21 protein-coding genes are annotated in these 22,957 nt (G+C 65.3%); 3 read left to right on the top strand and 18 right to left on the bottom strand.

Annotated features, from left to right (window positions below):
• The first annotated feature begins 14 nt into the window (after positions 1-14).
• Complete coding sequence (gltX, locus tag QX135_RS16780) at positions 15-1,439, top strand: glutamate--tRNA ligase (RefSeq protein WP_316234178.1); 1,425 nt, start codon at positions 15-17, stop codon at positions 1,437-1,439.
• Positions 1,440-1,742: 303 nt separating this feature from the next.
• The gene (gene gltA / locus QX135_RS16775) at positions 1,743-3,047 is read left to right on the top strand and encodes a citrate synthase (protein WP_315738222.1); all 1,305 of its coding nucleotides are present in this window, start codon (positions 1,743-1,745) and stop codon (positions 3,045-3,047) included.
• Positions 3,048-3,155: 108 nt separating this feature from the next.
• On the opposite strand, the gene QX135_RS16770 is transcribed toward gltA, so the two are convergent.
• Positions 3,156-3,521, bottom strand: a complete 366-nt coding sequence (locus tag QX135_RS16770; RefSeq protein ID WP_315780193.1) for a response regulator — start codon at positions 3,519-3,521, stop codon at positions 3,156-3,158.
• Positions 3,522-3,657: 136 nt separating this feature from the next.
• On the opposite strand from QX135_RS16770, the gene QX135_RS16765 reads away from it, so the two are divergent.
• Complete coding sequence (locus QX135_RS16765) at positions 3,658-4,896, top strand: GAF domain-containing sensor histidine kinase (protein ID WP_316234177.1); 1,239 nt, start codon at positions 3,658-3,660, stop codon at positions 4,894-4,896.
• On the opposite strand, the gene lpxB is transcribed toward QX135_RS16765, so the two are convergent.
• The 17 genes from lpxB to QX135_RS16680 all read right to left on the bottom strand — a co-directional run bounded on the left by lpxB (position 4,897) and on the right by QX135_RS16680 (position 22,809).
• Positions 4,897-6,054, bottom strand: coding sequence for a lipid-A-disaccharide synthase (gene lpxB / locus QX135_RS16760; protein WP_316234176.1), 1,158 nt, complete (start codon positions 6,052-6,054; stop codon positions 4,897-4,899).
• 26 nt (positions 6,055-6,080) lie between these two features.
• Positions 6,081-6,938 carry an LpxI family protein gene (locus QX135_RS16755; protein WP_316234175.1) on the bottom strand — a complete coding sequence of 286 codons (858 nt, stop codon included), beginning with the start codon at positions 6,936-6,938 and terminating at the stop codon, positions 6,081-6,083.
• A 4-nt stretch (positions 6,939-6,942) separates the two neighbouring features.
• The gene (gene lpxA, locus QX135_RS16750) at positions 6,943-7,752 is read right to left on the bottom strand and encodes an acyl-ACP--UDP-N-acetylglucosamine O-acyltransferase (RefSeq protein ID WP_316234174.1); all 810 of its coding nucleotides are present in this window, start codon (positions 7,750-7,752) and stop codon (positions 6,943-6,945) included.
• Between the two features lie 29 nt (positions 7,753-7,781).
• Positions 7,782-8,240 carry a 3-hydroxyacyl-ACP dehydratase FabZ gene (fabZ, locus tag QX135_RS16745; protein WP_315775037.1) on the bottom strand — a complete coding sequence of 153 codons (459 nt, stop codon included), beginning with the start codon at positions 8,238-8,240 and terminating at the stop codon, positions 7,782-7,784.
• Complete coding sequence (gene lpxD / locus QX135_RS16740) at positions 8,240-9,307, bottom strand: UDP-3-O-(3-hydroxymyristoyl)glucosamine N-acyltransferase (protein WP_316234173.1); 1,068 nt, start codon at positions 9,305-9,307, stop codon at positions 8,240-8,242. The genes fabZ and lpxD overlap by 1 nt, the downstream gene beginning before the upstream one ends.
• A 117-nt stretch (positions 9,308-9,424) precedes the next feature.
• Positions 9,425-11,971, bottom strand: coding sequence for an outer membrane protein assembly factor BamA (gene bamA, locus QX135_RS16735; protein WP_315738228.1), 2,547 nt, complete (start codon positions 11,969-11,971; stop codon positions 9,425-9,427).
• Between the two features lie 174 nt (positions 11,972-12,145).
• Entirely contained in the window at positions 12,146-13,297 is a 1,152-nt protein-coding gene (gene rseP / locus QX135_RS16730) for an RIP metalloprotease RseP (protein ID WP_315738229.1), read from the bottom strand.
• A gap of 39 nt (positions 13,298-13,336) precedes the next feature.
• Positions 13,337-14,560, bottom strand: coding sequence for a 1-deoxy-D-xylulose-5-phosphate reductoisomerase (gene dxr, locus QX135_RS16725; RefSeq protein ID WP_315810878.1), 1,224 nt, complete (start codon positions 14,558-14,560; stop codon positions 13,337-13,339).
• Positions 14,561-14,602: 42 nt separating this feature from the next.
• Positions 14,603-15,469: a phosphatidate cytidylyltransferase gene (locus QX135_RS16720; protein ID WP_315810877.1), complete on the bottom strand. Its 867-nt coding sequence runs from the start codon at positions 15,467-15,469 to the stop codon at positions 14,603-14,605.
• Positions 15,466-16,224, bottom strand: a complete 759-nt coding sequence (locus QX135_RS16715) for an isoprenyl transferase (protein WP_315775043.1) — start codon at positions 16,222-16,224, stop codon at positions 15,466-15,468. Before QX135_RS16715 ends, QX135_RS16720 begins: the two co-directional genes overlap by 4 nt.
• 12 nt (positions 16,225-16,236) lie before the next feature.
• Positions 16,237-16,800, bottom strand: a complete 564-nt coding sequence (frr, locus tag QX135_RS16710; RefSeq protein WP_315738233.1) for a ribosome recycling factor — start codon at positions 16,798-16,800, stop codon at positions 16,237-16,239.
• Between the two features lie 159 nt (positions 16,801-16,959).
• Positions 16,960-17,676, bottom strand: a complete 717-nt coding sequence (gene pyrH / locus QX135_RS16705; protein WP_315738234.1) for a UMP kinase — start codon at positions 17,674-17,676, stop codon at positions 16,960-16,962.
• A gap of 72 nt (positions 17,677-17,748) precedes the next feature.
• Positions 17,749-18,672 carry a translation elongation factor Ts gene (gene tsf, locus QX135_RS16700; RefSeq protein ID WP_315711597.1) on the bottom strand — a complete coding sequence of 308 codons (924 nt, stop codon included), beginning with the start codon at positions 18,670-18,672 and terminating at the stop codon, positions 17,749-17,751.
• A gap of 128 nt (positions 18,673-18,800) precedes the next feature.
• On the bottom strand, positions 18,801-19,793 hold the full coding sequence (locus tag QX135_RS16695; protein WP_315738235.1) for a 30S ribosomal protein S2: 993 nt from the start codon (positions 19,791-19,793) through the stop codon (positions 18,801-18,803).
• Positions 19,794-19,947: 154 nt separating this feature from the next.
• Entirely contained in the window at positions 19,948-20,469 is a 522-nt protein-coding gene (locus QX135_RS16690; RefSeq protein WP_315780211.1) for a hypothetical protein, read from the bottom strand.
• Positions 20,470-20,557: 88 nt separating this feature from the next.
• The gene (locus QX135_RS16685; protein ID WP_316176386.1) at positions 20,558-21,520 is read right to left on the bottom strand and encodes an FHA domain-containing protein; all 963 of its coding nucleotides are present in this window, start codon (positions 21,518-21,520) and stop codon (positions 20,558-20,560) included.
• On the bottom strand, positions 21,517-22,809 hold the full coding sequence (locus tag QX135_RS16680) for a S1C family serine protease (RefSeq protein ID WP_409999299.1): 1,293 nt from the start codon (positions 22,807-22,809) through the stop codon (positions 21,517-21,519). The genes QX135_RS16685 and QX135_RS16680 overlap by 4 nt, the downstream gene beginning before the upstream one ends.
• Between the last annotated feature and the right edge of the window lie 148 nt (positions 22,810-22,957).

Here is a 22,957-nt window from a genome sequence, read left to right as displayed (position 1 = left end):
TCGTGCTGCCGCCCATGACCTCCCCGATCGTCACGCGCTTTGCCCCCTCCCCGACCGGCTTTCTCCACATCGGAGGCGCCCGGACGGCCCTGTTCAACTGGCTGTATGCGCGGGGCCGCGGCGGCAAGATGCTGCTGCGGATCGAGGACACCGACCGTGAGCGCTCGACCACGGCGGCCATCGACGCCATCCTGGACGGCCTGAAATGGCTCGAGCTCGATTGGGACGGGGAGGTCATCTACCAATATAGCCGCGCCGCGCGCCATCGCGAGGTCGCCGAGCAACTGCTCGCCAGCGGCATGGCGTATCGCTGCTATGCCACCGCCGAGGAGCTGGCCGCGATGCGCGAAAAGGCGCGCGCGGAAGGCCGCACCCGGCTCTATGACGGCATGTGGCGCGACCGCGATCCAAAGGAGGCGCCCGAAGGCGTCAAGCCGACGATCCGGCTGCGCGCGCCGCTGACCGGCGAGACCGTGATCGAGGACCAGGTGCAGGGCCGCGTGGTCTGGCAGAACGAGAACCTCGACGACCTCGTGCTGCTGCGAGGCGATGGCAATCCGACCTACATGCTGGCGGTGGTCGTGGACGACCACGACATGGGCGTCACCCACGTCATCCGCGGCGACGACCATCTGATCAACGCCGCGCGCCAGAAGCAGATCTACGATGCGCTCGGCTGGACGGTGCCGTCGATGTCGCACATCCCGCTGATTCACGGGCCCGACGGCTCGAAGCTGTCGAAGCGCCACGGTGCGCTCGGCGTCGACGCCTACCGTGCGATGGGATATCTGCCGTCGGCACTGCGCAATTACCTGGTGCGGCTCGGCTGGAGCCATGGCGACCAGGAGATCTTCTCCACCGAGGAGATGATCAAGGCCTTCGACCTGCCGGCGATCGGCCGCTCGGCGGCGCGGTTCGACTTCGCCAAGCTCGAAAACCTCAACGGCCACTACATCCGCCACAGCGACGATGCGGCGCTGGTGCGCCAGTTCGAGGACGTGCTGAATTACGTGCCGAACGGCGCGGCTCTCAAGGCCAAGCTCAACGACGTCACGCGCGCGCAGCTCACCCAGGCGATGCCCGGCCTCAAGGAGCGCGCCAAGACGCTCTTGGAGCTGATCGACGGCGCCGCCTTCATCTTTGCCGACCGGCCGCTTCCGATCGACGCCAAGGCCGCCGCCCTGCTGACGCCGGACAGCCGTGCCTTGATCGGCCGGCTACATGAGGCGCTGGCCGCTGTCGAGTCCTGGAGCGGACCGGCCACGGAAGCCGCGCTGCGTGCGTTTGCTGAAGCCAACAATCTCAAGCTGGGCGCGGTGGCGCAGCCGCTGCGCGCGGCGCTCACCGGCCGAACCACCTCACCCGGTATTTTCGACGTTCTGGCGATCCTGGGGCGTGATGAATCCTTGGGCCGTCTGGAGGACCAGACCACCTCATAAGGTCGCATTGCTCCCCATCTTGCAGCGCACAGGGCAATACGATACGCATTTGCGCGGCACCCACTGGTTTTCCCGGCTCGGACATTCTTCATACGTTGCGGCGGGCTCGTTGACGGATGTTAGGGCCGAAGGACACTAGTAAGTATAAGATTCCAGTACGGTTTCGGATTTGACCTTCGCTTAAGCTGTTGGCAGCGACAGTGACGCGAATGTCAAAGCCACCGCACTAGATAAAGTCCACCTGCCCTGCCATCTCTCAAAAAGAACAAGGGCCAAGCCTAACGATCTCATCGGGGACAAACGATGGACGCAAAATCCGCAAGCAAGACCGCGACCCTCACCGTCGGCAACAAGAATTTCGATCTTCCGATCCTGAGCGGCACCGTGGGTCCCGACGTCATCGACATCGGCAAGCTCTACGCCCAGACCGGGATGTTCACCTATGATCCCGGCTTCACCTCGACCGGCAGCTGCCAGTCCAAGATCACCTATATCGACGGCGACGCCGGCGTCCTGGAATACCGCGGCTACCCGATCGAGCAGCTTGCCGAGAAGGGCGACTTCCTGGAAACCTGCTATCTGCTGCTGTACGGGGAGCTTCCGACCAAGGCCCAGAAGCAGGATTTCGACTATCGCGTGACCCATCACACGATGGTGCACGAGCAGATGTCGCGCTTCTTCCACGGCTTCCGCCGTGACGCGCATCCGATGGCGGTCATGGTCGCTTCGGTCGGCGCGCTCGCCGCGTTCTACCACGACTCCACCGACATCAATGATCCGAAGCAGCGCATGATCGCGTCGATGCGGATGATCGCCAAGATCCCGACCCTGGCGGCGATGGCCTACAAATACACCATCGGCCAGCCCTTCGTTTATCCGAAGAACTCGCTCTCCTTCGCCGAGAACTTCCTGAACATGTGCTTCGCGGTGCCGTGCGAGGAGTACAAGCCGAACCCGGTTCTCGCCGACGCGCTCGACAAGATCTTCATCCTGCATGCCGATCACGAGCAGAACGCCTCGACCTCGACGGTGCGCATCGCCGGCTCCTCGGGCGCCAACCCGTTTGCCTGCATCGCCGCCGGCATCGCCTGCCTGTGGGGTCCGGCACACGGCGGCGCCAACGAGGCGGCACTAAACATGCTGGCCGAGATCGGCACCGTCGACAAGATCCCGGACTTCATCGCCAAGGTGAAGGACAAGAACAGCGACGTGCGCCTGATGGGCTTCGGCCATCGCGTCTACAAGAACTACGACCCGCGCGCCAAGATCATGCAGAAGATGTGTCACGCGGTGCTCAAGGAGACGGGCCACGCCGACGATCAGATGCTCAAGGTCGCGATGGAGCTCGAGAAGATCGCGCTCAGCGATCAGTACTTCATCGAGCGCAAGCTCTATCCGAACGTCGACTTCTACTCGGGCATCACCCTGAAGGCGATGGGCTTCCCGGTGTCGATGTTCACGGTGCTGTTCGCCGTCGCCCGCACCGTCGGCTGGATCAGCCAGTGGAGCGAGATGATCGAGGATCCGCAACAGAAGATCGGCCGTCCGCGCCAGCTCTACACCGGCGTCACGACGCGCAACTATGTCGACATGGACAAGCGCGGCTGAGCCGCACCGCAGCGCAATTCCGCTCTCGAACGGCGCCGTCGATCCCGACGGCGCCGTTTCGTTTGTGAGGTCGCACCTTTCTAACTCGCGGCACCAGTCGGGAGTGCATCAGGCCAGCGCCTCGAGATGAGACCTGAGCTGCTCGGCCCCATATGGCTTGGCAAGGAAGCGCGCGCCCGACGGCAATTCCGAAGGGGTCACCTGACCTGACGTCACCAGGAGCGCAACCGGGGGCCAGCGGTCCCTGATGACGGCGACCAACCGAAGGCCGTCCATCGAACCGGGCATTTGGATATCCGTGAAAACGACCGATACACGGTCACATCGCTCGAGAAGCGAAATGGCCTGATCGGCGTCAACGGCCTCGATGACTTCGAAACCGAGGTCTCTGATCATGTCGACAGCGTTGGCGCGGATCAGCCCCTCGTCCTCAACGACCAGAACTGTTTTTCTTGTGAGCCGACCGCGGGACACTCTGTCTCCTGTCCAATCTCATTCAATCGCACCATGATCCTTTTGTTCCGGCGAACGTTCCGGGGCTCAATGCGTTGAATGGTGCAAATTGAAGACACGACTTGCATCCTGGACCGGGGATCAGCTCGAGCATACGATGACGACCAATCGCAACTCGGACGTCGATGCTGTCCAGCAGCTCGACGCCGTTCCCAAAATTCTGGACTCGGTGAGCAGGATCACCGGGATGGGATTCGTTGCGGTCGCGCGCGTGACCTCGGATCGATGGGTCTGTTGTGCGGTCCGCGACGACATCAATTTCGGCCTGAAAGAGGGCGGCGAGCTGCGCGTCAAGACGACGATCTGCAGCGAGGTCCGGGAGCGAGGCGAAGCTGTCGTCATCTGTGACGTCGAGACGGATCGCATGTTTCGCGATCACCCGACGCCAAAGCTCTACGGCTTTCGCAGCTACATCTCCGCTCCGATCACCCTGTCCGACGGGACCATCTGGGGCACCCTGTGTGCGATCGATCCAGCGCCGCGCGAGCTGGACCGGCCCGAAATCGTCAGCACGTTTCAGCTGTTCGGGGAGTTGATCGCGGCCCAGCTGGAGCTTCATCAGCGCTTCGCGCTCAGTCAGGCCAGCCTCGGCCTCAGCGAGAAGAGCCGGTTTTCGACCGAGCAACGGCTCAAGATCACCGAGGCCGATCTGCTCGACGAGCGCCGGACCGCCGAGCTGAGAGAGCAATTCATCGGCGTTCTCGGCCATGACCTCCGCAATCCGCTGGCCTCGATCGACGCCGGAATGCGCGTGCTGCTGCGCAACCAGGACAGCGCCAGAGCGCCCGAGATCATTTCCATGATTCAGAAATCAGTCATGCGCATGGCCGGACTGGTCGACAACATCATGGATTTCGCCCGGGGGCGCCTCGGCGGCGGCCTGACGATCAAGCCCGACGCGCGGCAACCGTTGGCGCCGGTGATCGAGCAGGTCGTCTCCGAGATCCGGCTGGCTTGGCCCGATCACGAGATCGAGACCCGGATCAACATCGCGGAGCCGGTCAAGTGCGACCGCAGCAAGATCGGACAATTGTTCTCGAACCTGCTCGGCAATGCCATCTCCTACGGCGACAAGGACAAGCCGATCCAGGTCTCCGCAACGACGAGCGAGGGCTGTTTCGTGCTGGATGTCACCAATCACGGGCCGCCGATCTCGGACAAGGCGATGCAGAATCTGTTCAAGCCCTATATGCGCGGCGAGCGTCCAAGCCAGCATGGTCTCGGGCTTGGACTCTACATCGCTTCCGAGATCGCGCGAGCGCATGACGGCACGCTGCAGGCCACCTCGACCGAGGACAGAACGACCTTCGAATTCAAGATGCCGCTTCAGGCCTGATCAGCGCCGTCCGCTGCGCATCGTCGCCAGCACGATGTCGGCCGCGCGCACGCTCGGCGAGGCCGCGCCCGTGGACATGATCGCGTCGAGGCGATCGAATGCCTCGACCTGGCGCGCTCGTATCGGACCGTCGCCCAGGAGATCGGCGAGAACGGGCGCGAGATTGTCGGCGGTGCAGGCTTCCTGAAGGAATTCCGGAATGACGTTCTCGCCGATCACGAGATTGGCGAGAATGACCGATTGCACGTTGACGACTCGCCGGAGAATGAACGCCTCGATCTCGCCGACGCGATACGCCGTCACCATCGGCACGCCGGACAGCGCGAGCTCCAGGGTCACCGTGCCGGACTTGGCGAGCGCGGCGCGCGCGCGCCTGAAGGCTGCCCGCTTCTCGGCCTCGCCCGTGACGATCTCCGGAGCGAGCGGCCAGTTTGCGACTCCAGCCCGCACCGCGGCTTCGAGATGCGGCGTGGTGGGCAGCACGGCTTCGAAGGCCAGGTTTTGGGCGCGCAGCCGCGCCAATGTCTCGCCGAACACGGCGATGTGGCGCGCGACCTCGCTGCGCCGGCTGCCGGGAAGCACCAGCAGAACGGGAGGGTCGGCATCCCGGCGCGCCTGCTCTGCCGCATTGGGGCGCAGGTTGGCGAGCTGCTCGATCAGGGGATGGCCGACATAGGTGCAGGGCGGACCATTGAGCCTTCGGAACGCCTCCGGCTCGAATGGCAGCAGGCCCAGCACGTGATCGACGTAGCCGCGCATCGCGCGCGCCCGGCCCGGGCGCCACGCCCATACGGTCGGTGCGACGTAGTTCACGATCGGAATCTCGGAATCGCGCGCGTGAACCCGCTTCGCCACGCGCTGGGTGAAGTCGGGACTGTCGATGATGACAAGCACGTCGGGCTGGGCCGCAACGATCGCGTCAACCGTACCGCGGATCAGGCCGAGGATCTTGGGCAGTTGCTTCAGCACCGCCGCGAAGCCGACGATCGAGAGCTCCTCGATCGGAAACAGCGAGGCGAGCCCCTCGCGTGTCATGCCGCGGCCGCCGACGCCGGAGAATTCGACGCCGTCGCCGAGCCGCTGGCGCAGCACCTTCATCAAGCTGGCGCCGAGGCGATCCCCGGACTCTTCGGTCGCGACCAGGCAGATCCTGCGCATGGCCGCGCCTGCCAGAGGCCGCGCCGTCACGCAGTGACGCCCGTGATGAACACGCCTGCCCGATCGGCGGCAGCCACTGTCTCCTGGGGATCGGCGAGCAGCGTATAGGCGGCCGCGACGGCGACTCCGGCGAGACCCGCGGCTGAAAGCCCCTCGACGGTGCGCGGGCCGATGGTCGGCAGGTCGTAGCGAAGATCCTGGCCGGCCTTGGGCGCCTTCACCAGCACGCCGCGCCCGGCCGCAGCACGAATACGGCGATCGGCACGCAGCCGCGCCACGCGGGCCAGCAGCCCGTCGGTGCCCTCGATGTCCTCGAGCGCAACGACGTGGCCGTCGATCACGACCACCGCCTGCCCGACATCGAACGGCGCCATCGCGCGCAGCACGGCGAGCCCCTTGGCGATGTCACCGGTCACCAGATCGTTGGGCCCGCTCCGCGTCAGCCGCCCTTCGGGCACGAGCAGATTGGGGGCGACGTCCTTGACGCCGATCATGTGAAAGCCGTGGCGCTCGAAGATGCGGCCAACGCCGGACAGTAGATGATCGTCGCCGCCACGAAAGGCCGACCAGATGTAGGGCAGCTCGCGCAGCGTCCCCCAATCGAAACGGATCTCCGACACCGCCGGACGAACGAGATTGCCGATGAACATCAGGTCACGGACACCCTCGGCCTTGAGCAGCTTCAAGGCGTTGCCGAGCTGGCCGAGGCCGATCCAGTGATGCCGGAAACGCGCCAGCGGCTTCGGATCGCAGATGCCCTTCAGGGCGAACAGCACCGGCGTCTGGCCGCGCGCGACGATGGCATCGGCGACCGCGAAAGGCAGCACCCCGCCCGCGGCGATCATGCCGATCGGCGGAGAGGTCTCGGCGGCCGGCGTCGCCATGGCGCTACGGCTCGATGGCCGGCCTGCCGATCTCGGGCAGGCACAAGGCGCGATGTCGGCCGCCATCGATGAAGGCGAGGATCTCGGCAATGGCGGGATCCTCGCCGGCGAGCGGCCGCACCGCCGCGAGGCGGTCGGCGAACACGCCGGGACCGTGGAACAGCTTCTGGTAGAAGGCACGCACCGTGGCGAGGCGCTCGCGGGTGAACTTGCGGCGCTTCATGCCGATCACGTTGAGGCCTTCGAGCGCGGCATACTGGCCGTTGGCGAGGCCATACGGAATGATATCCCCGCGCACGCCGCAGACGCCGCCGACCATCACGCCATGGCCGATGCGGGTGAACTGATGCACCGCCGAGAGACCGCCGATGTAGACGGAATCGCCGACCACGACATGGCCGCCGAGTGTGGCCGAGGTCGCGAAGATCACGTTGTCGCCGACGACGCAATCGTGGGCGACATGGGCATTGTTCATGAAGAACCCGGCATTGCCGACCTTGGTCAGGCCGCCGCCCTTGGTGGTGCCGATGTTCATCGTCACGCCTTCGCGGAAGGTGCAGCCGGAGCCGATCTCGAGCCGATGCGGCTCGCCGCGATAGCTGAGATCCTGCGGCGCGCCGCCGAGCACGACGAAGGGCGAGATCACGTTGTCATCGCCGAGCGTGGTGTGGCCCATGATCTGGACGTGGCTGATCAGCTTGCAGTTGGCCCCGATCACGACGTTGGGGCCGACGATGCAGTAAGGACCGATCACGGTCCCCTCACCGATGACGGCGCCATCCTCGACGCGTGCGGTGGGATCAATCTTGCTCATGTCGACGCAATCAACTTTCTACCAGCCCGTCAGTCGGTCAGCATCGCGCCGACATCGGCCTCGGCGACGACGACGCCGTCGACCTTGGCATCGCCGTGGAACCACCACATCGTCTTGCGCCGGCCGATCGAGCGCATGTGATACTCGATGGTCTGGCCGGGCAGCACCGGCTTGCGGAACTTGCACTTGTCGATGGTGAGGAAATACACCGCGCGCGGCTTTTCCGTGCCCTCGACCGACTTGATGCCGATCACGCCGGCGGTCTGGGCCATGCCCTCGATCATCAGCACGCCCGGATAGACCGGCCGCTCCGGAAAGTGCCCCTGGAAGCAGGGCTCGCCGATCGACACGTTCTTCACGCCGATGCCGCTGTAGTCGGCCCGGATGTTCTTCACGCGGTCGATCAGGAGAAATGGATAACGGTGCGGTAGCGTCTTGAGAATCTCGTTGATGTCGACGTCCGCAAACTTGATGGGTGACTCCTCCATCACTCCCGTCCCCCGTCCCTGTTCGTCGCGGTCGAATCCCGCACCAGCCGTTCCACCGCAACGATCTCGCGGAACCACTGCTTGGTCGGCTTGGCGAAGAAACCGCCCCACCGGCCGTTCGGCGGAATGTCGTCCTTGACGCCGCTCATCGCGGTCACCTGCGCACCATCGCCGATCGTCAGGTGATTGTTGATGCCAACCTTCGCCCCGAGCGCGACGTTGTCGCCGATCGTGAGACTTCCTGCTAGCCCGATCTGGGCCGCCAGCAGGCAATGCCGCCCGATTGTGACATTGTGGCCAATCTGCACCTGGTTGTCGATCTTGGTGCCTTCGCCGATGACCGTGTCGCGCAGGCTGCCCCGGTCGATCGTCGTGCCGGCGCCGACCTCGACATGGTTCTGGATCAGAACCCGCCCGGTCTGCGGCACCTTGGTGTGCCCGTCCGCGCCGAAGAAGATGAAGCCGTAGCCGTCCTGGCCGATGCTGCAGCCGGGATGGATCAGAACGTCATTGCCGATCAGCGCGCACTGGATGACGGTGCGGGCGCCGACATTGCAGTCGCGACCGATCTTGACGTGGGGGCCGATCACGGCACCCGCGCCAACGATCGTCCCCGAGCCGATCTCGACATGGGCGCCGATCACCGCCAGCGGCTCGACGATGACGCCGTCCTCCAGGCGCGCGGTGGGATCGATGATGGCTTGGGGCGAGATTCCGTCGTCGCCGAACCAAGGCTGCGGCCGCAGTGCGTCGGCATGGAACTCACGCGCGAGCTGCACGAAGGCGCGGAACGGCTGATTGGCGCGAAGCACTGCGACATGGGACGGCACGCGCGCCTCGAATCGCGGACTGACCAGGCAGGCGCCCGCTTTGGTCCCGGCGAGCTGGTCGGCGTATTTGAGGTTGTCGAAGAATGCCAGATGCATCGGACCGGCCTCGTCGAGCGACGCCAGTCCCTTGACGACCTGCTCGCCACGGGATGGGTCGACCAGGGTGGCCTTGGCGGCGGCGGCGATCGCCGCCAGGGTCGTGGGCGGCGGCGATTGGAAGAAGGTCGGCTGGGCCATTCCGTCGTACTCTCAAGACAAAAAGTCAGAGCCCGGCTCCGGTGTCCCGGAACCGAGCTCCCATTTCTTACACCGGCGAGGTTGGTCGATGCCAACCCGGATTCGATCGGCCCAGGCTCAGAACGAGGTACCGCCGCCGAACCGGAATTCCTGCGTCCGGTCGAACTGACCCTTGGTGAGCGGGATCGCGTAGTCGAAGCGCAGCGGACCGAACGGCGACGCCCACACCAGACCCACGCCGACCGAGGTCCGAACCTTGTTCTGGTCATCGAACTGCAGACCAAGGCAGGTGCCGGCGTTGTTCGGGTTGCGCGTCGGCTTGATACAGCCGGGGGTATTAACCTCGCCCGTCGCAGCCCAGGACGTCGGCCCCTGATAGCCCCACAGGCCGCCAGCGTCGGCGTAAACGGCACCCTTCAGGCCCGTCTCCTTGGGCAGGAACCAGAACGGCATCTGCAGTTCGAGCGAAGCGCCCCAGTACTTGGTGCCTCCCAGCGCGTCCTGCGTGCCGAACGGATTGATATCGCGCGGACCAATGCCGTTCGGAGCGAAGCCGCGCACCAGGTTCGGACCCATCTGGAAGTGATCGAGCATGCGCAGCTGCGTATTGCCGATCTTGTTCAGGATGCCGCCCTGGAGGTGAACGATGCTGACGATGTCCGACACCAGCGGAGTGAAGTACTTCGCATCGAACGCGGTCTTCAGGTACGACACGTCGCCGCCGACGCCCGCGAAGTCCTGCTTGAAGTCGACCAGCAGGCCGTCGGTCGGGTTCTTGTTGTTGTCGAGCGTGTTGTAATTCAGCGTGTAGCCGAGCGCCGAGGTCAGCGTTGCGCCCTTCGCCAGCTCCTGACGGACCGGCAGCGACGCCTCGCCATTGGCGAAGCAGCCCAGGCCGTTATTGCCGGTCGGATCGACGCCGCCATTGGCGTTGATGAAGGCCGGGGTCGGGTTGAACGGCACGAAGCGGTTGCCGATCAGGGTGCCGGCGGCCAAGTTGTTACAGTCCGACAGCGTCGCCGGCAGTGAGATCTCCTGGCGGTAGATCGAATAGCGCAGCTGCAGCGACAGATCCTCACGCAGCTGGAAGCCGAGGCGCGGGCTGAAGCCGAGCGTCTTGGTGCCGTAGGAGATGAAGTTGTTGGCGAGCTGCTGGCGCTGGTAGAGGTCGAGGCCGAGCGCGACCCGGTAGTCGAGCAGATAGGGCTCGACGAAGGACAGCGAGTAGCCGCGGGCGAACTGGCCGTAGGTCACCGACGCCTTGGCGAACAGGCCGCGGCCGAGGAAGTTACGCTCGGAGATCGAGACCTCGGCAAGCGCACCGTCTGTGGTCGAATAACCGCCGGAGATCGAGAAGTCGCCGGTCGACTTCTCTTCCAGGATGACGTTCAGGACCACGCGGTCGCTCGAAGAGCCCGGCTCGGTCACGATCTTCACGTCCTTGAAGAAGTCGAGGTTCTTCAGGCGGCGCTCGGCACGGTCGACCAGGGCGCGATTGTAGGCGTCGCCCTCGGAGATGTCGAACTCGCGGCGAATGACGTAGTCACGGGTGCGGGTGTTGCCGCGAATGTTGATGCGCTCGATATAGGTGCGCGGCCCCTCGTCGACAGCGAACACGACCGACACGGTGTGGGCCTCGAAGTTGCGATCGCCGCGCGGACGGACCACCGCGAACGCGTAGCCGCGTCGCGAGGCCTCGATCTGCATTTCCTCGACCGACTTCTCGATGTTCTCGACGTTGTAGAGCGAACCGACGCTGACGCGCGAATAGCCGCGCAGCGTAGTGGCGTCGAGCGTTGCGATCGACGACTGGAAGTCGACCGAACCAACCCGGTACTGCTGGCCTTCCTCGATCTTGAAGGTCACGAGGAAGCCCTTGCGCTCCGGATCGTACTCGCTGAGCGCAGCCACAACCTGTACGTCGGCATAGCCATTCTTCAGGTAGAAGCGGCGAATGAGGTCGCGGTCGGCCTCGACACGGTCCGGATCGTAGACGTCGCCCGAGCCGAGGAAGCTCAGGAGGTTGGTCTCGCGGGTCTTGATGACGTCCTTGAGGCGATAGGACGAGAAGGCATTGTTGCCGACGAACTCGATCGACTTCACGCCGGTCTTGGCACCTTCCTCGACCGTGAAGATCAGGTCGACGCGGTTGTTCGGCTGCTCGATCATTTCCGGCGTGACGCGCACGTCGTAACGGCCCGAGCGGCGGTAGATCTCCGCGATGCGCTGGGCGTCGGACTGCACCATCGGGCGCGACAGCGTGCCGCGCGGCTTCGACTGCACTTCCGCCTGGAGCTGCTCGTCCTTGACCTTCTTGTTGCCCTCGAACGCGACGCGGCCGATCACCGGGTTCTCGACGACCGTGACGATCAGGCGCCCACCCTGGCGATTGATCTTCACGTCGGAGAACAGGCCGGTCTCGATCAGCGCTTTGAGGCCGTCGTCGACCCGGCCGGCGTCGAGCGTCCCGCCGGGGCCTGGCTTGAAGTACGAGCGGATGGTCTCCAGCTCGACGCGGCGGTTACCGACCACTTCGATCGAGTTGACCGTCTGAGCCGCAGCTGGCGACGAAAGAACCACGCTCGCCAGCGGCAAAGCCACCGGTCCGGCGAACATGATAAAGGCGGCCGCCAAGCCCCCCCGCACCCGCAATCCGAACTTCATGCGCTACGCGCCCTTATATTCCGTTGCCGGTTCCGTACCCCTACGAACCCGACAGATTCCCATTTGTCGTTCGCTTGTAGCCAATTTGGACCCGACGGCAAACGCCGGATCTCTCTGAATTTTCAAATTCGTTTCAAAACGTTGCCCAACGGCCACGTCGTAAAAAAGCCGCGCTCAGGACCCGGCGAGGTGAAGGATATCGTTATAGGTTGCAAAGACCATGAGCATGAGGACCAGCCCGAGGCCGATTCGGAACCCCATCTCCTGCGCCCGCTCGGATAGCGGCCGACCGCGGACGGCCTCGACCCCATAGAACAACAGGTGCCCGCCATCGAGCAGCGGAACCGGGAACAGGTTCAGGAGCCCGATCGAGACCGAAAGCGTCGCGCACAGTTGCACAACGAACTGGAAGCCGAGGCTGGCCGCCTGCCCCGAGAGTTGTGCGATTCGGATCGGTCCGCCGACGTCGCCGGCACTCCCGGCGCCCGCGAACAGCGAGGCGATGAACTTGAAGGTCGTGGAGATGATGAACCAGACCTGCTCGAAGCCGATCTTGATCGATTCGAGGAACCCGACCGGGATCGACCGCGATTCGTCCGGCTTGGCGTTGTACTGGATGCCGAGCACGCCGATGCGGTGGCTGTTGCCGAACAGGTCCTTGACCTCCTTCAGCGCCGGCGTCGCCTTCAGGGTGAGTTCCGTGCCGTCACGCTTGATCAGGAAGGACAATTCCGTGCCTGCGCTGACCGAGACGACCCGCTGCATGTCGGCGAAGGTCTCGATCGCGCGGCCATCGATGGCGGCGATGACGTCACCGTCCTTGAAGCCGGCGGCGGCCGCGACGCTGTCCGGCTGCACCGCATCGACCCGCGGGGTCGTGTTCGGCTTGCCGAAATACAGCGCCATGCCGGCGAAGATGATGACCGCCAGGATGAAGTTGGCGATCGGGCCGGCCGCGACGATCGCAGCGCGCTGGCCGACGGTCTTGTGGTGGAAGCTGTCGGCGCGCTCCTCGGCCGTCATCTTGGCGAGCGCCTCGGCCGACGGCGTCGAGGCCTCGGATTCGTCGCCGAAGAACTTCACGTAGCCACCGAGCGGGATCGCCGAGATCTTCCAGCGGGTGTTGTGGCGGTCGTTGAAACCGATCAGTTCTGGGCCAAATCCGAGCGAAAACGTCAACACCTTCACGCCGGCCCAGCGCGCGATCAGGAAATGGCCGAGCTCATGGAAGAACACCACGATCGTCAGCACGAACAGGAACGGGACGATGTAGCCGAGAAGGCCATGGCTCAACGTATTGAAGATATGGTGGAAAAATTCCGACATCGATGACCTTCCCGATGGGCCAGTGGCCCGTCCAACCCTTTAAGATGCTTTTGCGGCGATTTGAGGCAAGAGGCCGGAGGCCCTTTTTCGCGCGTCATGGTCAATGGCGATGGCGTCGTCCGCCGAGGTCAACGGTGCCAGATTACCCGATCGGGTCCACGCTTCGAGGGTCGCCTCGACCAGTCGGGCAATGGCACCGAACCGGATATGACCAGCGATGAAGGCCGCGACGGCGACTTCGTTGGCCGCATTGAACACCGTCGTCGCGCCGCGCCCGGTGCGCAGCGAATCGTAGGCCAGCCGCAGACCGGGGAACCGCTCGAAGTCCGGCGCCTCGAAAGTCAGGGTGCCGATCTTGGCGAGATCGAGCCGAGCCGACGGGCCCTTGATACGCTCCGGCCAGCCAAGACAGTGGGCGATCGGAATGCGCATGTCGGGCGCGCCGAGCTGCGCCACCACCGAGCGATCCGAGAACTCGACCATGCCGTGGACGATGGACTGCGGGTGGACCAGGACGTCGATCTCGTCGGGCGACAGCGCGAACAGGTAGGACGCCTCGATCACCTCGAGGCCCTTGTTCATCATCGAGGCCGAATCGATCGTGATCTTCTGGCCCATGCTCCAGTTCGGATGCTTCAGCGCCTGCGCCAAGGTCGCCTGCTCGATGTCACCAGCCGCCCAGGTGCGGAACGGACCGCCGGAGGCGGTGATGATCACCCGCACCAGCTCCTCGCGATTGCCCGAGGACAGCGCCTGGAATAGCGCGTTGTGTTCCGAATCGGCCGGCAGGATGCAGGCGCCGGCCCGGGCGGCCCGCTCCATGAAGAAGTCGCCAGCACAGACCAGGCATTCCTTGTTGGCAAGCGCCACGGTCGCGCCGCGGTCGACCGCGGCGAGCGCCGGCTTGAGGCCGGCGGCGCCGGAGACGGCCGCCATGACCCAGTCGGCGGGACGGGTTGCCGCCTCGATGATGGCGCTCTCCCCTGCCCCGCATTCGATCCCGGTGCCCGCCAGTGCGTCACGCAGCTCATCGAGCCCCGCCGGATCGGCCACCGCGACGAAGCGCGGGCTGAACTCCCGGGCCAGCTTCACCAGGCCCTGGACGTTGCTGTTGCCGGTCAGCGCCTCGACCCGGTAGCGCTCCGGCGCGCCGCGCACGAGATCCATGGTCGAATCGCCGATCGAGCCGGTGGCGCCGAGCACGGTGACGCTGCGCACCTCCGCGATACCGGCCTTGTTGTTCCGCAATGGCACTGCGCTCATGTTCTCACCAAAACATTATCGACCGGTCAGCCGCGCTGCCGATCACCAAACCAGAAGACCGCGGCCGACGCCATCGAGGCCGCCGCGCAGCAAACCGAGGACCGCGGCAAAGACGATTGCCGCGACGTAGCCGTCCAGGCGATCCATTAGGCCGCCATGGCCGGGAATGATGTGACTGGAGTCCTTGACCCCGAAGTGCCGCTTCACCGCAGATTCGAGCAGGTCGCCGAGCTGCGAGACCACCGACAGCACTGCTGCCAGCACGAGAATCGTCACCAGTCCGCCGGCGCCCGCCAACGACCAGCCGGCCGCGGCAGCAAGGCTGGCCGCGAAGCCGCCGATCGCGCCGGCCCAGGTCTTGTTCGGGCTGATCCGCGGCGCGAGTTTCGGCCCGCCGATGCTGCGGCCCGCAACGTAGCCGCCGATGTCGCTGGCCCACACGACCAGAAACACCAGCACCAGCGCATGCCATCCCTCGGCGGCATCGAAGCGCACCAGCACCGAGCCGAACTCGGCAGCGGCGGCGTAGGCGAAGCCGGCGGCCGCCCAGGCGCGGCGTCCCGCATCAGCCAGCGCCGTGACCACGACGAGGCCAAGGGCGAGCACGACGACGGCGAAGTCGATCAGGCCGAATGCGCAGCAAATGCCGGCAACGCCGATGGCCAGGGCTCCGGCCGTGCCGACGCTGGCCTTGCGGACCTCGCCCACCACCATCAGCCATTCGAGATACAGGCCGACCGCGACCACCGTGACCAGTGCGGTCCAGAATACGCCGCCGGCATAGGCGGCGCCGAGCGCCAGCGGCACCAGCACCAGCGCCGCCGCAACCCGCATCACCAGATTGCTGGGCGCAGCCTGCTTCGGCTGCCCGCCGGCGTCTCCCACGGCTGCGGTGTCCGGTTTGGTCACGAGGCGGTTTTCGCCACGAGGCCGCCGAAGCGGCGTTCACGCCGGCCGAACTCGGCGATGGCGCCTTCGAGTGCGGCCTTGTCGAAATCGGGCCAATGGATCGGCACGAACACCAGCTCGCTATAGGCCGCCTGCCACATCAGGAAGTTCGACAGCCGCTGCTCGCCGCTGGTGCGGATGATGAGATCGGGATCGGGAACATCGGGCGCATCGAGATGGGCACCGATCGCGTCGGCATCGATCGAGGACGGATCGCGCCGGCCCTCGGCGACCTCGCGCGCCAGAAGCTGGGCCGCGCGCGCGATCTCCTGGCGCGAGCCGTAGTTGAAGGCGACCACCAGCGTCAGCTTGGTGTTGCCCCGGGTCAGCTCCTCGGCTTCGCTCAGGAGCGCGCAGATGTCGGGCTCGAGCCCGTCGCGCTCACCGATCACCCTGACGCGCACACCGTCGCGATGCAGGGTTGCGAGATCGTTGCGGATGAAGCGGCGCAGCAGGCCGAACAGATCGCCGATCTCGCTCGCCGGGCGTGACCAGTTCTCGGACGAAAACGAGAAGATGGTGAGATAGCGAATGCCGAGCTCAGGCGCGGCGCGCACCACGCGGCGCAGCGCCTCGACACCGCGGCGATGCCCTTCCGCGCGCGGCAGCCCGCGCGCCGCAGCCCAGCGACCGTTGCCATCCATGATGATGGCAACGTGGGCCGGGCCGTCGGAGCGTTCCGGCGCCTCCGTCACGGGGGCCGCGGCATTGGACATCAAAAACATCCTTCAGACGGTGAGGATTTCCTTTTCCTTCGCCGCCAGCAGCTGGTCGATCTCCGAAATCACGCTGTCGGTCGCCTTCTGCACGTCGGCAGCGAGGCGCTCCTGATCGTCCTCGGACATCTCGTGATTCTTCTCGAGCTTCTTGAGGGTATCGAGACCGTCGCGGCGGACATGGCGGACAGCGACGCGCGCGGCCTCGGCATATTTGTGCGCGACCTTCACCAGCTCCTTGCGGCGCTCCTGGTTGAGCTCGGGAATGCGAAGCCGGATCACCTGACCTTCGGTCGCCGGCGACAGGCCGAGATTGGAATCCACGATCGCCTTCTCGACCGCCTTCACCATCGACTTGTCCCAGACCTGCACCGACAGCAGACGCGGTTCGGGCACGGAGACGGTGGCGAGCTGGTTGAGCGGCATGTGCGAGCCATAGGCTTCGACCTGGACCGGCTCCACCATCGACGCCGAGGCGCGGCCGGTGCGCAGGCCGCCGAGCTCGTGCTTCAGCGCCTGGGTCGCGCCCTGCATGCGGCGCTTCAGTTCGTTGAGATCGAAATTGCCCGTGGACATCACGCTTTCCTTTCTGCAACCCGGTCGCTGCGGCCGTTCTGCCGGGCCTTGGAGGGCCAGCGGCCGGACTCGCGCAACTCCCGGACGAATTCCTGTTTCGCTTACGCTTCTACCGCAGGCTGGGGATCGGTCCAACACCGGCTGCCGACGGTGCCGGGCTCACCCCGCGACGATGGTGCCGCGCCCTTCGCCCCGCAGCATCGCACCGATCGAGCCGGGTTCGGCAATGGAGAAGACAATGATAGGCAGCGATGTTTCCCGGGCAAGCGCGAATGCAGTCGCGTCCATGACCTTGTAGCCGCCCTCGATGGCCTGCGAATGGGTCAGACGGTCGAAGCGCTTGGCGGCCGGATCCTTCTTGGGATCGGCACTATAGACGCCGTCGACATTGGTGGCCTTCAGCACGGCCTGCGCGCCGATCTCGGCCGCCCGCAACACGGCGGTGGTATCGGTGGTGAAATAGGGATTGCCGGTGCCGCCCCCGAGCACCACGATGCGCCCTTCGGCCAGCGACTTGTGCGCTGCAGCGCGCGTGAACAGCTCGCAAACCTCCGGCATCACGAAGGCCGAGAGCGCCTGCGCCGGGGTACCCTTGCGCTGAATCGCGGCTTCGAGCGCCAGGCAGTTCATGACGGTCGCGAGCATGCCCATCGTGTCGCCGGTCGGGCGCGATACGCCCTGCGACGAGACCTCGACCCCGCGCACCATGTTGCCGCCGCCGACGACGACGGCAATCTCGACGCCCAACTTCTGAGCCGCAATGAGGTCGTCGGCGATGCGGTCGATGGTCGGCTGGTCGATGCCGAAGGAATGAGGGCCCGCGAGATATTCGCCGGACAGCTTGACCACGACGCGACGATAGACCGGCTCAGCCATGTGCCAATGCTTCCCTGTCTCGCGCGTTGGGATCCGGCGCACGCATGCGCCGGATCGAACCAGGTTCAGTCGTTACTTCTTGCCGCTGGCGGCGGCGACTTCGGCAGCGAAGTCGGTCTCTTCCTTCTCGATGCCCTCGCCGAGGGCATAGCGGACGAAACCGGCGACCTTGATCGGACCACCGACCTTGCCTTCGGCTTCCTTCAGCGCCTGCGCGACGGACTTGCCGCTGTCGTGGATGAAGGCCTGCTCGAGCAGGGTGACTTCCTTGTAGTAGGTCTTCAGACCGGACTCGACGATCTTCTCGATCACGTTTTCCGGCTTGCCCTGCTGACGATATTTGTCGGCGAGCACGTCCTTCTCGCGCTTGACGAGTTCCGGATCGAGACCGGCCGCATCGATCGCCTGCGGATTGGCCGCGGCGACATGCATCGCGAGCTGGCGACCGAGCACGGCGAGCTCGTCGGTCTTGCCGGGCGACTCCAGCGCCACGATCACGCCGAGCTTGCCGGCACCCTCGATGACGGCGCCATGGACGTAGCTCGACACGACGCCCTGGCTCACTTCGAGCGAAGCCGCACGCCGCAGCGTCTGGTTCTCACCGATGGTGGCGATCGAATCGGCAATCGCGGCCTCGACCGTGATGCTGCCCACCTTGGCGGCCTTGATCTTCTCCACGTCGGCACCGACGTCGAGCGCGACCTGGGCGATCATCTTGACCAGGCCCTGGAAGTGCTCGTTGCGGGCGACGAAGTCGGTCTCGGAGTTGACCTCGACGACCACGCCCTTCTTGCCCGAGGTCAGCGCGCCGATCAGGCCCTCGGCCGCAACGCGACCGGCCTTCTTGGCGGCCTTCGACAGGCCCTTCTTGCGCAGCCAATCCTGCGCGGCCTGCATGTCGCCGCCGTTCTCGGTGAGCGCGGCCTTGCAGTCCATCATGCCCGCGCCGGTCGACTCGCGCAGGTCCTTCACCATCGCTGCGGTGATGTTAGCCATTGTTGAACGTCCTTTTGCCTGTCCAAAGCGCGACGCAGCGGATGGCTGGTCGCCGCCCGCTGCCAGGAAAAACCTATCTCAGTCGCGATGGCCGGCGTGAGACGCCGGCCAGATTCTCTTGCGTCGTCTTAGGCGTCGGCGAGCGACTTGGCCTGGGCAACCCAGGCATCGGCCCGGCTCGGCAGACCCACTTCTTCGCCGATCTGGTGTGCCGTGTCGTGATCGAGCTCGGCGAGCTGCCAGTAGTGGAAGATGCCGAGGTCGTTCAGCTTCTTCTCGACGGCCCCCGAAACGCCGGTGAGCTTCTTGAGATCGTCGGCGGTGCCACGCGGACCGGGCAGCCCCTGGAACTTCGAGGCGACCGACGCTGCCGGAAGCTCTTCCTCCAGCGGGGCGGCGGAAGCCCCGACGTCGATCCCGAGTTCGCCCTGCGCCCGCGAGATGCCGTCGATCGCGGCACGCGCGATCAGGTCGCAATACAGCGAGATCGCACGGCCCGCATCGTCATTGCCCGGCACGACATAGGTGATGCCCTTCGGGTCGCAATTGGTATCGACGATCGCGGCAACCGGGATCTTGAGGCGCTGGGCCTCCTGGATCGCGATGTCTTCCTTGTTGGTGTCGATCACGAAGATCATGTCGGGCAGACCGCCCATGTCCTTGATGCCGCCGAGCGAGCGATCGAGCTTGTCGCGCTCGCGCTGCAGGGTCAGCCGCTCCTTCTTGGTGTAGGAGTTGGCTTCGCCAGAGGACAGCACCTCGTCGAGATGACGCAGGCGCTTGATCGAGGCCGAGATCGTCTTCCAGTTGGTCAGCGTACCGCCGAGCCAGCGCGAATTGACGAAATACTGCGCGCAACGCTTGGCCGCATCGGCCACGTTGTCCTGCGCCTGGCGCTTGGTGCCGACGAACAGGATGCGGCCGCCCTTGGCGACGGTGTCGCTGACAGCCTGCAGCGCCGTGTGCAGCAGCGGCACGGTCTGGGCGAGATCGATGATGTGGATGTTGTTGCGGGCTCCGAAAATGAAATCGGCCATTTTCGGATTCCAGCGGTGAGACTGGTGACCAAAGTGCACGCCAGCTTCGAGCAGCTGGCGCATCGTGAATTCAGGTAGCGCCATTGGATATTCTCCGGTTGATTCCTCCGGAAACGCGTGAGCAAAGACAGACCGTTAAGGCCCGGCTTGCCACCGGACGCCCTCTAGGAGAGCCAAGTTTCCGTGTGAGATGGCGCGCTATATAGCCGGATTTTGGCGCAACGCAAGGAAAATGGGCCTATTCGGCCTGCAGAAGCTCCGCCAGCGCCGCCCTCGCCTGCCCTTCCTGGAGCGGAACGAAGTCGACCGGGCCCTTGTTGTCGGCGCCCGACGAGGCCGCCGCCATTACGCCCATGCCCAGCAGGCCAAATGCCATGCCGCCGCCCTGCATGGCCCTGGACCGATCGCTGGGCCTGATCGAGAAGAAATAGGTCCGCCCCGGTTCGGTATTGAAATCGAGCACCGAGTCGCCCGGGAACAGGGTCTGGGTGGCGACGAGGTGGTGCGGACCGGCCGGCCGGTCGAGGTAGACGTAGGTACCGGGGATCAGGCGGCTCAGCGCGACGCCATCGACCTTGGCGTCGCAGGTGGTCCTGTCGAGCCAGGCATCCTTCAAACTCATGATGACGATGCGGGAGTGTCCGGAACGCGGCGCCCCGATCTTCTGTGACACCACCGCATACTCGGTGCCTTCTTTGCCTGTTAGGCACCCTGATACCAGAAATGCCGCCCCCAATCCCAGCAGCGCCCGCCTGTTCATTGCCCTCTCCCCGTAAAAACCCGGATAGAGGCTATGATGGGAACCGGGGAACTATCAATCTGCTGGAGCAAAGACGGTGGAACTGTGCTCAGCGATCCACACCGGCCGGCGTCAGCGCGGCCCGATCGGCGTCGAGATTTGCCCTCAGCCGCGCAGCGTCGTCGAAGAAGACCTGCTCGTCCTGTACTGGAACCAGGCGCAAGGACGGCGGCATCAGCACGTGGCTGACATTGGGACGGCCGGAATTCGCCAGCGCCTCCGACCGCTGCACGGTCTGAACCGCGATCGCGACCACGAGCAGCAGCCCGACTACCATGCCCTTGGCGAGCATGTGGGTGCGCCCGACCTCGCGCAGATGCAGGAAGCATGTCGCCGCCAGAACGATCCACGACACGACATAGCCGTAGGTGAAGACGGCCGTCCAGGTCAGGGCGAACGAGGCAATCTGGGCGAACTCGCTGTAGATCCAGAATGCGATCAGACCCGCCTGCGCGATCAGGAGGTGGCGCAGAAAATGCGAGCGACCGGAAAACAGCCGCGCCAGCAGCGCCCAGACGCCGACCCAGGCAACGACGACCCCGATCATGGTGAGGGTCGGCACGAGATAATCGGACAGATGCGCCTCGGTGGTCTGCGCAAACCAGGTCATCAGCGCATTGATCGCGAGCAGGACGACGCCGAGCGCGATCGCCGCGATGATCGGCAGCGCCCCGCGTTCGGAGCCCGCGAGCCGCTCCGGCTCGACGGTATGGCCGGCGTCGCGGATCCGAAGCAGTGTCTGGCCGATCCGGATCGGCTTGATGCCATCGAGGACGAGCTGCGGCTTCCGGCTCTTGCTGCGATCGAGAAAGAGACCGTTGGCGCTGCCGAGATCCTCGGCGACGAGGCGCCCCTCGCCGTCACGGAAAATCCGCACATGGCGCGCGGCGACATAGGGATCGTCAAGGATGACGTGATTGTCATAGCCACGGCCGATGCTGATCTCGGTGGCATCGACGCGGAAGCGGCCGGCGACGTCGCGATGCTTGGAGAGGATCTCGATCCAGATCATCGTGCGACCTGCAGGCGTTCGAGGAAGCTCTTGCCGAGGCGCAAGGCGTCGTCGTAGGCGATCGCTTGCAGGTTCAGCCGCGACACCAGCGCCTCGTCGGCGTGGTCCTGCGTGACCGCGACCAGCACGACGTCGTAGAGGCCGTCGAACTCACGATAGCCTTGCGCGCACCACAATACGCGCAGCGGCGGATGAGCGGCCGCCGGCGCGACGCCGACGAAATCCGCATGGCAATGCTGCGGCGTGTACCATTTGCGGAACGAGCCGCCCATGGTCAGCCGCGGCTGCGCCAGTTGCGTCAGCACGGTCGCGAACTGGAATTGATTGAGGTCGATCGATTTCGCGTAGGAGTGGCTGACCTCGACCACGCCGGTGTTGAGGTCGGAGGCGACATACACGCTCGCCTCGGCCTTGCAACTGGTCGAATTGATGCTGGCGCGCGGCTTCGGCGACGCGCTGGCATTCGTGCTCGCCCAGCATTCGAACCAGCCCGCGCGCGTCTCCGGCGCCTGATAGGACCCAAATACGCGGTCGCGGAAGCCCTCCTCGCCCAAGGATTTGTAGAGCGCTCCGCGCCAGCTGGTGAGCTGCGCGACCACGTCCTTGCGCAGATCGGCCGCCGCCGGCCTGGCATCCTGACCGCGCGCCAGCAGCGCGGCGGCGAAGCGCGCCGGCACCAGGAAGCTGATGAGCTGACCGCCGCGGCGGGTGGCGACGTTGATGCCCACCACCTGGCCTTGCGCATTGACCGCCGGCCCGCCGCTCATGCCGGGATTGAGCGCGCCGGTGAAGTGGATGTGATCGTTGTAGCTGTGCTCGACGAGACCGTTGTAGGTGCCCTCGATGATGGTGAAGCCGAGATCGAGCGGGTTGCCGAGCGAATACAGCCGCTCGCCTTTCGGCAGGCTGCCGTCGAGCGCGGCCTTGTCGAAGGAGAAGAACGGCGCGTTCTGCTTGTCGACGCGAACGAGCGCGAGATCGTTGGGCAGGTCGACGGCGAGCAGCGTCACGCCGCCTTGTGTGCCATCGGCTCCCGTATATTCGAGCCGGTAGGTCTTCGGCTCGAGCGCGGCGTCCGACACGACGTGATAGTTCGTGACCGCGAGCCCGTCGGCGGAGACCAGAAAGCCGGAACCGGTCGAGGTTTGGCGACCGGCATCGGCCACGAGCGTGCGGATCTGAAGCAGGCGCGGCGGCGCCGAGGCATAGACGGCTTCGGCGCCCGGCAGCGCCTGCGCATTGGCATAGGACGGGACGCCCGCAACCCCAGCACTGCCAAGAGCTGCCATGATCGCGCCTCGCCACAGCAGCGCGCGCACGGTGCCAACAAACGCTGATATCAATGGTGCCCCCGCAACACGTCGTCGACTGCCGACGTCGCGCGCCCACGATCGATCAATCCGGCGGTCCGGCCAATATCGAAAACGGGCCTGCGAT

Origin of the sequence: Bradyrhizobium sp. SZCCHNR1098 (assembly GCF_032489375.1) — a bacterium.
GTDB lineage: Bacteria > Pseudomonadota > Alphaproteobacteria > Rhizobiales > Xanthobacteraceae > Bradyrhizobium.
The sequence above is the reverse complement of the archived record's forward strand: the minus strand, read 5'-3'. Positions and strand labels throughout refer to the sequence as shown.

What these genes read in the sequence shown, in the direction of transcription:
- lpxA (WP_316234174.1), bottom strand. Translation starts at nt 7,752, where the DNA reads ATGAGCAAGATTGATCCCACCGCACGCGTCGAGGATGGCGCCGTCATC.
- lpxD (WP_316234173.1), bottom strand. Translation starts at nt 9,307, where the DNA reads ATGGCCCAGCCGACCTTCTTCCAATCGCCGCCGCCCACGACCCTGGCG.
- bamA (WP_315738228.1), bottom strand. Translation starts at nt 11,971, where the DNA reads ATGAAGTTCGGATTGCGGGTGCGGGGGGGCTTGGCGGCCGCCTTTATC.
- gltX (WP_316234178.1), top strand. Translation starts at nt 15, where the DNA reads ATGACCTCCCCGATCGTCACGCGCTTTGCCCCCTCCCCGACCGGCTTT.
- fabZ (WP_315775037.1), bottom strand. Translation starts at nt 8,240, where the DNA reads ATGGAGGAGTCACCCATCAAGTTTGCGGACGTCGACATCAACGAGATT.
- QX135_RS16690 (WP_315780211.1), bottom strand. Translation starts at nt 20,469, where the DNA reads ATGAACAGGCGGGCGCTGCTGGGATTGGGGGCGGCATTTCTGGTATCA.
- tsf (WP_315711597.1), bottom strand. Translation starts at nt 18,672, where the DNA reads ATGGCTAACATCACCGCAGCGATGGTGAAGGACCTGCGCGAGTCGACC.
- QX135_RS16685 (WP_316176386.1), bottom strand. Translation starts at nt 21,520, where the DNA reads ATGATCTGGATCGAGATCCTCTCCAAGCATCGCGACGTCGCCGGCCGC.
- lpxB (WP_316234176.1), bottom strand. Translation starts at nt 6,054, where the DNA reads ATGCGCAGGATCTGCCTGGTCGCGACCGAAGAGTCCGGGGATCGCCTC.
- QX135_RS16695 (WP_315738235.1), bottom strand. Translation starts at nt 19,793, where the DNA reads ATGGCGCTACCTGAATTCACGATGCGCCAGCTGCTCGAAGCTGGCGTG.
- pyrH (WP_315738234.1), bottom strand. Translation starts at nt 17,676, where the DNA reads ATGGCTGAGCCGGTCTATCGTCGCGTCGTGGTCAAGCTGTCCGGCGAA.
- QX135_RS16765 (WP_316234177.1), top strand. Translation starts at nt 3,658, where the DNA reads ATGACGACCAATCGCAACTCGGACGTCGATGCTGTCCAGCAGCTCGAC.
- rseP (WP_315738229.1), bottom strand. Translation starts at nt 13,297, where the DNA reads ATGTCGGAATTTTTCCACCATATCTTCAATACGTTGAGCCATGGCCTT.
- QX135_RS16715 (WP_315775043.1), bottom strand. Translation starts at nt 16,224, where the DNA reads ATGTCCAATGCCGCGGCCCCCGTGACGGAGGCGCCGGAACGCTCCGAC.
- gltA (WP_315738222.1), top strand. Translation starts at nt 1,743, where the DNA reads ATGGACGCAAAATCCGCAAGCAAGACCGCGACCCTCACCGTCGGCAAC.
- dxr (WP_315810878.1), bottom strand. Translation starts at nt 14,560, where the DNA reads ATGAGCGCAGTGCCATTGCGGAACAACAAGGCCGGTATCGCGGAGGTG.
- frr (WP_315738233.1), bottom strand. Translation starts at nt 16,800, where the DNA reads ATGTCCACGGGCAATTTCGATCTCAACGAACTGAAGCGCCGCATGCAG.
- QX135_RS16755 (WP_316234175.1), bottom strand. Translation starts at nt 6,938, where the DNA reads ATGGCGACGCCGGCCGCCGAGACCTCTCCGCCGATCGGCATGATCGCC.
- QX135_RS16680 (WP_409999299.1), bottom strand. Translation starts at nt 22,809, where the DNA reads ATGGCAGCTCTTGGCAGTGCTGGGGTTGCGGGCGTCCCGTCCTATGCC.